The organism is Comamonas sp. 14P8.1.4, from assembly GCF_057799285.1.
On sequence record NZ_JBYOKN010000001.1, the window covers coordinates 212,430 to 226,096 of the forward strand.

General features: G+C 60.0%; 10 protein-coding genes. 3 read left to right on the forward strand and 7 right to left on the reverse strand.

The features are described 5' to 3' along the window. Positions 1 to 47: 47 nt before the first annotated feature. Positions 48 to 2,348 (reverse strand): TonB-dependent receptor, encoded by a 2,301-nt coding sequence (locus AC27VO_RS01060; protein ID WP_488664857.1) that lies wholly within the window; start codon positions 2,346 to 2,348, stop codon positions 48 to 50. Positions 2,349 to 2,578: 230 nt separating this feature from the next. On the opposite strand from AC27VO_RS01060, the gene htpG reads away from it, so the two are divergent. Together htpG and AC27VO_RS01070 are read left to right on the forward strand one after the other, a co-directional pair. Beyond that, a complete protein-coding gene (gene htpG, locus AC27VO_RS01065; RefSeq protein WP_488664858.1) occupies positions 2,579 to 4,525 on the forward strand; it encodes a molecular chaperone HtpG in 1,947 nt (648 codons plus the stop codon). A 199-nt stretch (positions 4,526 to 4,724) separates the two neighbouring features. After that, positions 4,725 to 5,159: a hypothetical protein gene (locus AC27VO_RS01070; RefSeq protein WP_488664859.1), complete on the forward strand. Its 435-nt coding sequence runs from the start codon at positions 4,725 to 4,727 to the stop codon at positions 5,157 to 5,159. Positions 5,160 to 5,165: 6 nt separating this feature from the next. Here the strand turns inward: AC27VO_RS01070 and AC27VO_RS01075 are convergent, their stop codons facing one another. From AC27VO_RS01075 to AC27VO_RS01095, 5 genes are all read right to left on the reverse strand, one after another. Next, positions 5,166 to 6,125, reverse strand: a complete 960-nt coding sequence (locus AC27VO_RS01075) for a diguanylate cyclase domain-containing protein (RefSeq protein ID WP_488664860.1) — start codon at positions 6,123 to 6,125, stop codon at positions 5,166 to 5,168. Positions 6,126 to 6,130: 5 nt separating this feature from the next. Continuing rightward, a complete protein-coding gene (locus AC27VO_RS01080) occupies positions 6,131 to 8,941 on the reverse strand; it encodes an ATP-binding protein (protein ID WP_488664861.1) in 2,811 nt (936 codons plus the stop codon). A gap of 204 nt (positions 8,942 to 9,145) precedes the next feature. Further along, entirely contained in the window at positions 9,146 to 9,877 is a 732-nt protein-coding gene (locus AC27VO_RS01085; RefSeq protein WP_488664862.1) for a response regulator transcription factor, read from the reverse strand. A 142-nt stretch (positions 9,878 to 10,019) separates the two neighbouring features. Continuing rightward, entirely contained in the window at positions 10,020 to 11,507 is a 1,488-nt protein-coding gene (locus tag AC27VO_RS01090) for a serine/threonine protein kinase (RefSeq protein WP_488664863.1), read from the reverse strand. Beyond that, a complete protein-coding gene (locus tag AC27VO_RS01095) occupies positions 11,504 to 12,259 on the reverse strand; it encodes a metallophosphoesterase family protein (RefSeq protein ID WP_488664864.1) in 756 nt (251 codons plus the stop codon). The genes AC27VO_RS01090 and AC27VO_RS01095 overlap by 4 nt, the downstream gene beginning before the upstream one ends. Before the next feature lie 213 nt (positions 12,260 to 12,472). Here AC27VO_RS01095 and AC27VO_RS01100 point away from each other — a divergent pair, with 213 nt between their 5' ends. Continuing rightward, complete coding sequence (locus tag AC27VO_RS01100) at positions 12,473 to 13,138, forward strand: 2'-5' RNA ligase family protein (RefSeq protein WP_488664865.1); 666 nt, start codon at positions 12,473 to 12,475, stop codon at positions 13,136 to 13,138. Positions 13,139 to 13,141: 3 nt separating this feature from the next. Here the strand turns inward: AC27VO_RS01100 and AC27VO_RS01105 are convergent, their stop codons facing one another. Next, complete coding sequence (locus AC27VO_RS01105) at positions 13,142 to 13,561, reverse strand: organic hydroperoxide resistance protein (protein WP_488664866.1); 420 nt, start codon at positions 13,559 to 13,561, stop codon at positions 13,142 to 13,144. Between the last annotated feature and the right edge of the window lie 106 nt (positions 13,562 to 13,667).

Genomic DNA, 13,667 nt, shown 5'->3' on the forward strand with positions numbered 1-13,667 from the left:
GTGGGGAGCAACTAGCCTAGGTCAAATCTAGGTGTTGCACAAGCTCATCAGTAAGTGAACTTGAGGGTGGCAACAGCTGAGCGGCCGGGAGCCATGGTTGCATAGTGGGGCGAACGCACACCGCTGTAATAAACCTTGTCAGTCAGGTTATAGACGTTGATTTGCAGGGTGAGGTTGGGGTTGAACTGGTAGCTTGCCATGGCGTCATAGCGGCTGTAACCACTCACGCCCTTGGTGACGATGCTTCCATCCACCTTAGATTCAATATAACTAGCGTTAACTGAGCTTTGAGCGTACACACCCAATCCCAAAGTCAGCTTTTGCATAGGTTTGTAGCTAGTCCACAAGCTAAAGCTGTGCTTGGGCGTGTTAGTGGCAGGCATACCGTTACCCGCTTCAACATTGCCACGCGAATTCTGTTTCAAGCCGTTCTGCTCGCTATCCATATAGGTATAGCCACCAAAAACGGACAATGCGGAGGTGAAGTTACCCGTGAAGCCGAGCTCAATGCCGTTGACTACCTTCTCAGCACTCATAGAAGCAACGCTGCCTGCCTCATAAGTACGTGCATTAGTCGTTTTATTGCGGAAAATGGCCGCACTTACGCCTAACTTTTTATCCAGCAAATCCCACTTGGTCCCAACCTCAATAGAGCGAGTTTTTTCAGGACTCAAATCACTATTAGCGTTGTCGCTCAAGCCAAGATCTTCGTTGCCATTCCCGACAGAGCTGCCAACTGGGCGTGAGGAAGTGCCGATACTCGCATAGATACTGCCATTGGTTGCAGGCTTGTATACGGTACCCAGCTGATAGTTAAGCAGCGTATCGTTACGCGACTGATCCAGTGCTTGTTGCGGGTTATTGGCACTAGGCGCCGCCAGAGGATTTCGATACCACGGAGCAGTCGATGAAACACGGTAGTGATCCGCACGCAGGCCTGCATTCAGCAGCCATTGTTCATTGAGCTTCATGGTGTCGAAGCCATACAACGCAATGCTATTTACCTTGTTGGTTGTGACGCGGCCTTTGTCCCAAGCAAAGTTCCATGGCACCGAACTATTAGGGTTGCTCAGCGATGCGCACCACATAGAAGGTGCATTGCATGTGCCACCACTTTGAATAGCACCGGACTGAGACTCGGATTTTTCTCTGGAAAGCTCTAAACCTAAAGCGTAGCTATGGCTAATATTGCCTACTTGCTCTTTACCCGTGAACTCCGTCACGTTTTGCAAAGTATTCACATCTGCAATACGGAAGTTTCCTCGACGCCAAACGTAACCATTGAGGACGTTACCTTTGCTGTCATCGGGCTGGGTCCAGATGTAGTCCTGCTGAGACTTGCTATAACGCAGGCTGTTGCGCAGTTTGTTGGTCTCCGTAAATTTGTGTTCAACTGAAGCCAAAAACAGATCGCTCTTTTCTTTGCTGAAGTCGCGATTTTTCAGGCCATACCAATTTTCGCGGCTATTGCCATACACAGGGCGAACGGCGCTACCGCCGGGCAAGCTTTCTGCATTCTTACCAACACCACCACCTGTATTGCGGTATAGGTAAGGGACACCACCATCTGGCATATCGTCCGTTTGTAAATGCTGCCAAGAAAGTGTTACTTCGGTTGGCGTTCCCATGCCAAAAGTCACCGTGGGTGCAATGCCCCAGCGCTTGTTCTCGGGGCCATTGCGGCCTGCGACATCAGCATCATGGGCCATAGCATTTAGACGGAAGCCGGTGTTCTCATTCAGCTTGCGGTTCAAGTCGAGGGTTGCTCGCTTGTACTTGTCTGTGCCAAGACCTACATCACCAGCAATGAAGTTGTCGTTCTTTGCTTTTTTGGTGGTCAGATTGATCGAGCCACCTGCACCGCCGCGGCCTGCATAGGCAGAGTCAGCACCCTTGATAACCTCAACAGACTCCAGGTTGAAAACCTCGCGGCTACCGGCTGCGATATCGCGCATGCCGTCCACGAAAGTGCTCGATTGTGCGTCGGCGCCGCGAATGAAGGGCTGGTCACCGCTTGGGTTGCCGCCTTCGCCGTTACCGAAGGTGATACCAGGGGTGGCTTTCAGCGCCTCTTGCAAGCTGGTAGCGCCCGTTTGCTTGATGACCTCTTCATTGATCACTGTCACCGTCTTGGGTGTGTCAATCAGCGGTGCTGTGAACTTGGCCGAAGGTGCTGTATCTGTCTTGAGGGAGGGGGTTGCGCTTTCCTGCACAGTCACGGTCGACAGAGTGGCTGTTTCTTGCGCAAAAGCGGACGCGCCAGCGATGCACAGGCCTGTAGCAAGGGCCAGCTGTGTCAGTTCGCAGTGCAGTCCGGCCTTGTTAGATGTTTTTGAGGCGTTGGACATGAGAATTTCAGTGTTAGCGCCCCAGCGACAAGATGGCGTGGGGCGGCCGCGATTCTATTCCTGACTGAGAACAATTCTCTTTTGCTTTTGCATTGCTATCTTCGAAGTGTTGCCTCGTGACAACGTGTGAAATGCCTTGAAGAACAGCAGTCCGCCCTTATATGGCGGACTGTGCCGGTTCGCTGGCTTTGCATAATTGAGACTTACGTAAGACTGCCCAAGATAGAACGATGAGCAAGCAAACCCATTCCTTCCAAGCCGAAGTAGCGCAGCTGCTGCATTTGGTGACCCATTCGCTGTATTCCAACCCCGAGATTTTTGTGCGCGAGCTGGTCTCGAACGCTTCGGATGCCTGCGACAAGCTGCGTTTTGAAGCGCTGAACGACAGCAGCCTGTATGGCGACCAGCCGAATCTGGAGGTGCGCGTGTCGTTTGACACGGCCGCCAAGACGATCACCATTGCCGACACCGGCATTGGCATGAGCCAGCAAGAAGCCATTGACAACCTGGGCACGATTGCCAAGAGCGGCACCAAGGCGTTCATGGACAAGCTCTCGGGCGACCAAAAGAGCGACGCACAGCTGATTGGTCAGTTTGGTGTGGGCTTTTACTCGGGCTACATCGTGGCCGACAAGATCACGGTGGAAACCCGCCGCGCAGGCTTGCCGGCCAGCGAAGGTGTGCGCTGGGTCAGCGGGGGCACGGGCGAGTTCGAGGTGGAACAGATCGACCGCGCGGTACGGGGCACCAGCATCACGCTGCATGTGCGCGAAGACGCGCAAGAGTTTCTGAACGGCTGGAAGCTCAAGCAGCTGATCACCAAGTACTCCGACCACATCAGCCTGCCCATCCTGATGGAAAAGGAAGAGTGGAAGGACGGCGAGAACGATCAGCCCGGCGCCATGGAGAAGACTGGCGAATGGGAAACCGTCAACAAGGCCAGCGCCCTGTGGACCCGTGCCAAGAAGGACGTGACCGAAGCGCAGTACCAAGAGTTTTACAAAGCCATCAGCCATGACTTTGAAGACCCGTTGACCTGGAGCCACAACCGCGTGGAAGGCAACACCGAGTACACGCAGCTGCTGTACATCCCCGGCAAGGCTCCGTTTGACCTGTACCACCGCGAAAAGAAAGCGGGCGTGAAGCTGTATGTGAAGCGTGTGTTCATCATGGACGATGCCGAAGCGCTGCTGCCCGGCTATCTGCGCTTCGTGAAGGGCGTGATTGACTCGGCCGATTTGCCGCTGAACGTCAGCCGTGAGCTGCTGCAGGAAAGCCGCGATGTGAAGCTGATCCGCGATGGCTCCGTCAAGCGCGTGCTCGGCATGCTGGAAGACCTGGCCAAGCACGACAAGCATGACGCCGCAGAAGCTGCCGATGGCGTGACCGATGTGGTGGATGCCGACGACAAGGCCAAGGAAGGTAAGTACAGCCAGTTTTATGCGGAGTTTGGCGCGGTGCTCAAGGAAGGCCTGGGCGAAGACATGGGCAACAAGGAGCGCATTGCCAAGCTGCTGCGCTTCGCCTCGACCCAATCCGATACGGTGGGTGTTTCGCTGGCGGATTACAAGGCGCGTATGAAGGAAGGCCAGGAGGCCATCTACTACATCACGGCAGAGACGTTGACCGCCGCCAAGAACAGCCCGCAGCTGGAAGTGTTCAAGAAGAAGGGCATCGAGGTGCTCTTGATGACCGACCGTGTGGACGAATGGGCGCTGAACTACCTGACGCACTTTGACAACACTCCGCTGCAGTCCGTGGCCAAGGGGGCCGTGGACTTGGGCAAGTTGCAGGACGAAGAAGAGAAGAAGGCCGCAGAAGAAGCGGCGGAAGCTTTCAAGCCACTGCTGGCCAAGCTCAAAGAAGCGCTCAAGGACAAAGCCGAAGACGTGCGCGTGACCACCCGCTTGGTGGATTCACCTGCTTGCCTGGTGGTGACCGATGACGGCATGAGCGCCCAGCTGGCACGCATGCTCAAGCAAGCCGGTCAGGAGATGCCCGCCTCCAAACCCGTGCTGGAGGTGAATCCTGAGCATGCACTGGTCAAGAAGCTTGATGGCAGCGTGCACTTCCACGATCTGGCGCACATCTTGTTTGACCAGGCATTGCTGGCCGAAGGCGGCATTCCCGAAGATCCAGCGGCTTACGTCAAGCGCGTGAACGCTTTGTTGGTGTAACCAACCTGGCGTTCCAGACGCCGTCTCATGCTCCAACCCCGGTCGTGCAAGCGGCCGGGGTTTTTTGATGTTTTTGGCTTCAAACCCTTGTTGGTAAATCACTGAAAGCTATTTATTTTGATGATTGAATGCTGCTGCAGTGCGGTGCCAAACCGACCAGGGTGAGCGGGTTGCCTCAGATCTGCGCACAATGGATTGCATGAAAAAACTTTTGCTGTTGACCGGGATGGTGCTTGCGCTGGCAGGTTGCTCAACCTCTGCAGGGGTGGGCATTGGTGTGCCAGTGGGTCCTTTCAACATTGGCGTTGGCCTGGGGACCGGTGGTGTGTCTGCGGGCATTGGCACCGGTGTCGGCCCGGTGGGCGTGGGCGTTGGGGTGAATCAGCGCGGCCAAGTGACGGGCAATGCCGGCGTGGGGGCCTCTGTGCCGGTGGGCGGTGCCAGTGTGGGGGCCGGTGTGGGTACCTCTACCGTGCTGCATGACCCGCAGGCAGCGCCCAAGGCCAGGTCTGCTGCCGAGAGCGATGTGCAGACGCCGCCCGCCGCTCCGGCGCCAGCAGCGCCCGGCGCCGTGCAGTGGCGCGATGCACAAGGCCAGGTGGTGCCGGAGTGCCGCACCCGTGGTAACTGCTAAGAACAGCTAAACGTCAGCTGCATCGCTGCTGACGATGCGGTTGCGCCCCCCGCGCTTGGCGCGATAAAGCCGCTCATCGGCCATGGCCAGCAGATACTGGCTGTGGGGCAGCGCATGGGGCAGGGCGGACACCACGCCCATGCTGACGGTGACGAACTCTGCAGCCTGGGCCTGGACATGTGGCAGCTGCAAGGCCGCGATGGCGCTCTGGATGTCATGCGCCAGCTTGAGCGCACCTTCGTGGGTGGTCTCTGGCAGCAGGCAGACAAACTCTTCGCCGCCGTAGCGGGCCACCATGTCTCCAGGGCGGTGCAGGCATTGGGCAATGGTCTGGGTCACTTGCTGCAGGCATTCATCGCCGTGCACATGGCCGTAGTGGTCATTGAATGCCTTGAAATCGTCCACATCCAGCATGACCAGCGCCAGCGGCAGTCCCTGGCGCTGCATGCGGCTGAACTCGCGCGTGAGCATGGTGTTGAAGTAGCGGCGGTTGGCAATGCCTGTCAGCCCGTCGCAATGCGACAAGCGCTCGAGCAAATTGCGCTGCTGGGCCAGTTGCAGGTGGTTGCGCACCCGGGCCAGTAAAACGGCTGTGCGAAAGGGCTTGGCGATAAAGTCTGCCGCCCCCATGTTCAGCCCCACTTCTTCGGCACTGATATCGGACATGCCGGTAAGGAATATCACCGGAATGTGCGCGGTGCGGGGTTCGTTCTTGAGCCTGCGAAACACCTCAAAACCATCCATCTCTGGCATCAGTACATCCAGCAAGATCAAGTCCGGGTGGTACTGCAGTGCCATGTCCAGCCCTTGCTGGCTGGAGGTGGCTGTGTGCACCTCGCACAAAGTGCCCACCACGCTGGCAATTAGCGCGGCGTTCATTTCCACGTCGTCAATGACCAGCACTTTCTGCGCTTGCGAAGCGGACATCAGCTCCGGGTGGAAAGGCAGCGAACTTGCGTAGGGCATGGCGCTCAGGGGTGGGGATGGGTGGCGGGGCAATACGCTTGCAGACGCTGAACGCCAGCTTGGGAGGACTGATCCACCAGAATGGCCAGCTCTAGCGCACGTTCGGCATCTGCCACTTTCAGTGCAGCGGACAACTCTGCCGAGAGGTGACCCAGGCGCATCAAGCCAAAGGTGGCAGCAGTGCCTGTGAGCTTATGGGCTTCCGCACGCATGGCTTGCCAGTCGTGCTGCTTTGCCATTGCAGGCATTTGGCGAGCGCGTTGTAGGCTGTCTTGCGTGAACTGGCTCACCAGTTGCTGCAGCTTGGCACGATCGAACAGTTGCGCCAGGGCATCGATGGCCGCGGGGTCAAAATCCGGCGGCAAGAGAGCTTGTGGGCCCTTGTCGGCCGGTGCAGTGCCTGCCTCGGATGGGTTCCCAATCCAGGCTTGCAGCACGTGATGCAGGGTAGATTCCAGCAGCGGTTTGCTCAGGTGCGCGTTCATGCCCGCTGCGAGTGCCCGCTCAATGTCTTGTACCGCGGTGTGGGCTGTCATGGCGATGATCGGCAAAGTGGCAAACCCGGGCAGCTGACGCAGTGCCTGGGTGGCGCTGAGTCCATCCATGTGCGGCATTTGAATATCCATCAGCACGCAGGCGAAGTAGTCGGGGCCCAACGTCTGCAATTTCAGCAGCGCCTGTGCACCGTCTTCGGCCACTTCGGTTTGCAGCCCCAGCGCATGCAGCATGCCTTCGGCCACGGCGCGGTTGAGCAGGTTGTCGTCCACCACCAGAATGCGCAGGCCCTGCCAGGCGTCTGGACTGCTGTGTGCCTGCTGCGACAGCGCATGCGTGGGCGCACGGGGCACAGGCAGGCGGGCTGGCTCCAGCACGGCGGTGAACCAGAAGGTGCTGCCTTGACCCAGGGTGCTGTGCACGCCTGCAGCACCGCCCATCAGCTGGGCCAGGGCGCGCGAAATGGTCAGGCCCAGTCCGGTGCCGCCAAAGCGCCGGGTAATGGAGTTATCGGCCTGCTGGAAGGCCTCGAACAGCATGGGAAGACGGTCGGCGGGGATGCCTGGCCCGGTGTCTTTGACGCTGACATGCAGCACGATGCGGTGCAGGGTGCTGCTGGGGTCGAGCCGCAGGCCGATATGGATATGCCCGGAAGTGGTGAACTTGATGGCGTTGTTGACGTAGTTGAGCAAAATTTGCGCAATACGGTGGGGGTCGCCCCGCAGGCTGTCCGGCACTTCGCGCGCCATTTTGTAGTTCAGGGACAGTCCTTTTTTACTGGCTTCTTCCTGGCACATGCTGAGCACATCCAGCACCACGTTTTCCAGGCTGAAATCGGTGCTCTCCAGCTTGAGCTGGCCTGCGTCGATTTTCGAGAAATCCAGGACCTCGTTGATGATGCCGCGCAAGTGTTGGCCCGCCCGAAGGATGTTGTGCAATTGTTCGCGTTGGGCTTGCGGCAAGTCGGCCTTGAGCAACAGCTGTGTCAACCCCAGGATGGCGTTGAGCGGGGTGCGGATTTCGTGGCTGATGCTGGCTTGCAGCGTGGATTTTTCGCTCGCGCTTTGTTCGGCCTGGCGTTTGGCCTTCTCCAGGGCCCGCGACTGCATGATTTCCTTGGTGACATCCAGCCAGACGCCATTGAAGGTGATGCTGCCATTGCTTTCCAGGTGCGGGTTGGCGCGTGTTTTGATGCTGCGGGTGACGCCATCGAGCATGACCATGGAGACATCAAAATCCACCGGCTCCAGCGTTTTGGCGCTGGCTGCAAAGTGCTTTTCGGCAATCAGCGTGGCCTTCGGGTCGTGGTGGCGAATGATGTCCGAGGCGTGCTCGATGCTCAGATCGGTGCTGCTGTTGACGGTCACCCCCATCAGCTGTGCCCACTGGGGGCTGGCAAAACGCAGGCGCAGTGGCACGCCGGGGGACAGCCGCATCTGGAACACAGCACCGGGGATGGCGCTGGTGAGTTGTTGCAAGTGCTCGATCAGCAGGTGGTTTTTTTGGTGACGTGCCAGTTCACGCTCCAGCACATCGGCTTCCTGCAGGGCAGTGCCAAAGCCTTGCAGAGTGCGTGCCATGGTGCCAATTTCATCGGTGCGCGTTTGGTCGGCAATCGGCGTGTCGTAGTGGTGCAGGCTCATGCGCTGCATGCTGGCGGTCAAGCGGCCGATTGGTCGAGAGACATGGCGCCAGGCGATCCAGGCCGCCCCGGCCGAAATCAGCAGCACGCTCAGCCAGCCTGCCAGCATGGTGGTGATGATCGTGCGCCGGGTGCCGGCGGCGAGTTCGCGGGAGGCAAGCTCAAACACGTTTTGCGTTTCAGCGCGCAGGCTGACGACTTGCATCCCGAGGTTTTTGAGGGAGGGGGTGAAGCTCTGGCTGAGCATCAGCAAACCCCGGTCGCCGTTCCAGTGCAGGCTGGCAGCCATGACGCGCTGGCCGGCCGCAAACATGTGGCGCGACTGTGTCAGCAACTGATTGAGTGCCAACTCGTGCTCAGGCAAGAGTGGGTAAATCTCCATCAAATTGGCTTCAAACGCTTTCTGTGTATGTGCTAGCTGCTCTTGATGCAGGAGTATTTGATCTTCAGCACTGGTGGTCAGTACCGTGTGCACCAGGGAAGACGCTTCCGCCAGGTGCTGGCGCACCACACCAATCTTGCTGGTGGCGGCGGCCTGCTGCTCCAGCAGTTGGTGGTACTGCGCTTCAATGCGCTGCATATGCCAGGTGGCATAAACCGTGACCATGGCGGAGGCAATCCCCATGGATGCCACCAAGAGCACAATTTTGGCGGTCAGGCTCAGAGAGGGCAGCTTCATGGCAGGCAAGCGATCATGGCAACGTGGCGGAGGATGGCAAGCATACGGCCTGGCGCACCCGCCAGCGCAGGCATGGGCCCCGGCTGGTGGTCAAGCTTTCAGGGGCCAGCTACCGCTCAGGGGCTGCAGCGACAAGGACGTGCGAGCCGCGCAGGTGGGGCGCTGCACTGCACGTGGTGGATGCGAGAGCGAGCGGTGCCGCGCTTACGCGGGCAGCCCAAGGGCCTCGACGTTTTCCGGGGCCGGCAGGATTTCCATGCGGTAGCCCAGGCCATAAATGGCGCTGAGCTGGTAAATCTGGCCATCGCCATGAAACTGCCCCAGTTGCAGCTTGGTGCGCAAGCGGGAGGCATGCGTATCCAGTGTGCGCGATGGGGTGGGGGTGATGTTGCCCCACACGGCTTCTGTCAGGTGGTTGCGTGACAGCAGGCGGCCACAGTTCTGGAATAAAAATTCCGCCAACTCATATTCGCGGTGCTTGAGCTCGATGGGCTGATCGTGCAGGTACACCGTGCGGGCCACGGGATCGAGCCGGTAGGGCGTGAAATCCAGTCGCATGGTCGTCACGTCCGGGTAGGCACGGCGCATGAGCGCGGTGACGCGCGCCATGAGCTCTTGCACCCGCAGCGGTTTGATCATGAAGTCATCGGCCCCCGCGTTGAAGGCGGCCACGATGTCTTGCTCTTCATGGCGCTGGCTGGCGAACAGAATGGGCAGTTTGCTGCCGCCTGCTTCGCGCAGCGCGCGCACCACTTCGATGCCGCTGAGCCCGGGCAGCAGCCAGTCAACGATCAGCAGATCAAAGCTTTCACGCCGCATGGCGCGCAGCAAGTCTTCCCCCGTCTCAAACAAGATGGTGGCGTGGCCCATTTGGTGAATGGTGGCTTCCACCAGTTTCAGGAAAATCGGATCGTCGTCGAGAACAGCAATGCGCATGACGCTGTTGTAACAAAAAATTTCATATGGTGGTGCACTTCAATGCAAATGAATGCAAATCTCGGGGGTATGCATGGATTGGCTGAAAAGTGCGGCTCAGGATGGTGCGGCCGCGTCGCAATGAATAACCTGCGTGTAAATGCTAATGGATAAGTGAGCGCGCGCTATGTCTATCTGGTTCAGTGTGCGATGTTTGCAACTGACTGAGTGCCTCAAATGGTAATTGTTGCTTGACCAAGATCACGGTGCAGGGCGCATCACGCGCCACACGCATGGGAACCGTGGCAATCAGGCGCTGCATCTGCAACCCGTGGGTGGCAGCGCCCAGAATCAGCAAGCCCACGTTGTTGCCTTGCGCATAGCGCACCAGGGCCTGGGCGATGTCGGAGGCTTCCAGCACGTGGTAGCTCACGCCATGACCGCCCACCTCCAGCCCCTGGGCCCAGTGCTTGAGGCGGGCCAGGTGGGTGCGGTGCAGCTGGGTTTCGCTGCGGCTGCTGTCGGTGGTGCTGCTGGCTGACGGCGAGATGACGGTGACCACCGCCAGCCGCGCGCCCGGGCGGGTCGAGAGCGAGCGGGCCACGGCCTGGCGCAGGCTGTAGAGCGTGGCATCGCTGACGTCCTTGTGGGGCACGGCCACCATGAGGATGGGAACTTCGGTGATTTGCTGCACAGGCAAGGGGCTGGGCTGGTATTCCATCCCTGCAGCGGAGATCCAGCGGCGCAGCTTGCCCAGCAAGGGAATGCCACGCAGGCGCATGCCGCGGCGGGTGATGGGGACTTGCTCTGGATTGACCAGGTCAAACGCCAGCTCTGCCGCTGTGGCGTAGCGTTGGGCGGCCATAGGCTCCAGGCAACGCAGAATGATTTCCTGCAGCCAGTCCGGCACATCGGCGCGCAGGGCGCGTGGGGGCGTGGGGGCCATCCACATGCGCTGGCGCATGCCGCCTTCGGTGGCGGGCGTGCCGAAAGGCAGCTCGCGGGTGGTCAGCTCGTACAGCATGACGCCGATGGCAAAGATGTCGCTGCGCACATCGCCGCGCACACCGACGATCTGCTCCGGGGCTATCCAGGCGGGGGAGCCGACGGCCTTGCGCAGCTCTTCGGCCAGCAAGTCCGGGTAGTGGGCGTGGCAGGAGAGACCAAAATCCAGCAGCACGGCATTGCCATCGCCTTGGATGAGGATGTTGCCCGGCTTGAGATCCAGGTGGCAGCAGTTTTGCTGGTGCAGGTGGTGGGCAGCCTGGGCCATGGCCGCACCGAGCTGGATGATGGTCTCGATGGGCAAGGGCGTGGGCTGGTCCAGCCAATGCTGCAGGGTGTGGCCGCGCATGTGTTCCATCACCAGGTAGGGCAGGCGCACCAGGTCACCTGCGGCTACAAAGCGCGGGACGTGCGGGCCATGCAAGGCCGGCAGGATCTGCAGTTCCATCTCGAAGCTGACAATGTTCTCGGCACCATCACCGGCGGTCATGCGCGGAATTTTCATGACCATGGGAAAGCCCGGTGCTGTGGCCGGATGGATGGCCTGGGCATAGCGCACGCTGTAGATGTGGGCCATGCCACCGGCGTGGATGCAGTCTTCAACGACAAAACCGTCGATCTCGGCGCCAGGCAGGAGTTTTTTCATCGGCCTTGCTCCAGCCGCTCGGCAAATTCGGGTGGCATGCCGCTGCGCTGCACGGCGTGCACGGCAGCCAGATGGTCGTACGGCACGCGGTGAAAGGTCATGGTGGCGGCGGTGCTGTCATACAGAGCGTACATGGCCCGCACATCGCCATCACGGGGCTGGCCGCAGGAACCCACAATGGCCAGCCACTGCCGGTGCGTGGGCACGGGGATGGGAACACCGGGCTGCGGCACAAAGCGCATGAGCTTGGCTGTGGGCGTGAGGTAGTACAGCGAATGGTGGTGCACATGGCCGCTGAAGACGTAGCGTATGCGGGCATCGATATCGCTGGCGGCAGCCATGCTGCGCTCGGCCAGCACGCTGTTGTCTATGTAAGGCCAGCGCTCTGGCTGGTGGGCGCTGGCGTGCACCAGCAGCACGTTGTCGTGCTGGCTGAGCAGCGGCAGCTGCTGCAGGAATTTGGTGTGGATGGGGGCCAGCTGGGCATGCGTCCACAGCGCGCCTTGTTCGCCCACGTGCTGGGCTTGGCTGGGTGGGTGCAGGGTCAAGTCATCGTGGTTGCCGCGCACGGCCCACGCACCTTCACGCACGGCTTGCATGACGGTGTCGAGCACGGCTGCAGGGCTGCCGCCGTAGCCCACCATATCGCCCAGAAACGCCAGTTGCGTGGTGCCTTGTGAGCGCGCATGGGCCATGCAGGCTTGCAGGGCTTGCAGGTTGGCGTGGATGTCGGAAAACAAAGCCAGTTTCATGCACCTATGGTGGCGCGCCAAGCTGGCGGCAGGCTTGCAGTGCGCATTGGGGTTTGCCCCTGATATTCAATAAAAGAAGAGCGGTTCACGTGCTTTAGCAGGCGGTTTTGGGTGATTTTTATGCGGAATTCAAGGCGTTGAAAGCGTTGGCAGCTATTGTTTTTGCTTGAGGCGGCACCGCTGGGATGCACTTGCTGGCACACTGGGTCACATATGCCGATGCCGCCCCCTCCATTGACCGAAGCCTGTGAAGACCGCGATTTTGTGGAATGGCACCGTGGCTGCCCCTGGTGTGCCGTATGGGTGCTGCGTGTGGAGCAGCCCGCTGTGATGGCGCAACTGACGCGGTCACGGGCTAGCTTGGCGCCCTGGCTGCTGCCACGTTATGCGCGCCAGCTCCATGTGACGTTGGCCTATCGCGGGCTGATGGCGGTAGAGGGGGGGCACACCCACGCTACGTTTGGCAAGGCGCAGTTGCGCGCTGATGTCCAGGCATTGCAGGCTGCACCGTGTGCCCCATTTGCGCTGCAGGTGCAGGGTGTGGGAAGTTTTTCGACGGTGCCTTATCTGGCGGTGGAGGCCAGTGCACCGTTGCAGGCCGTGCACGAGGTGCTGATGGCGCAGACGCCTTACCCGGGTTGGCACTATGTGCCGCATATCACGCTGGGCCACTACGGTTGCCAAGTGCCCATGGCGACCGTCTTGACGGCGCTGCAAGCGAGTGTGCCCAGTGGGTTGCTGTGGGAGGGGTGCGTACCGGACCTGTGGCTGGCCCGTTATCGCAGCAATGATATTGCGGGCCCCCTGTACTTTGAGGGCCGCTTTGACTTGCGCACCCAGCGCTATGAAGTGCAGCCGGGTGCGTTGCTTTCGCTGTAGGGCTTAGAGAATGCTCAGCGTGACGGGGATGTTGCCGCGCGTGGCGTTGGAATAAGGGCAAACCTGGTGGGCGGTATCCACCAGTTGCTGGGCTTGTGCTTGGTCCATGCCGGGCAGATTGATCTGCATGCGCACGGCAATGCCGAAAGCTTGGCCGACCGGGCCCAGATCGACTTCGGCATCCACCGACAAATCCTGGGGCAGCGTCACCTTCTGGCGTGCAGCCACCGCTTTGAGCGCACCGATGAAACAGGCCGAGTAACCTGCCGCAAACAGCTGTTCAGGGTTGGTGCCCGTGCCGCTGCCACCGGGCGGTGACAGCTGGATGTCCAGCTTGCCATCATCGGTGCGCGAGGCGCCTTCGCGCCCCCCCGTGGTGTGGGCGTGGGCGGTGTAGAGCACTTTGTCCAGTGATTGGGTCATGCGCGGTCTCCTGCAGTGAGAGGGGGGATGGGGCAGCGCCGGGCTGCGGCGTGAAAGGGTTCACTGTACGGGGCACCTGCCCCAGAGGGCGTAGGCCGGAACGCCA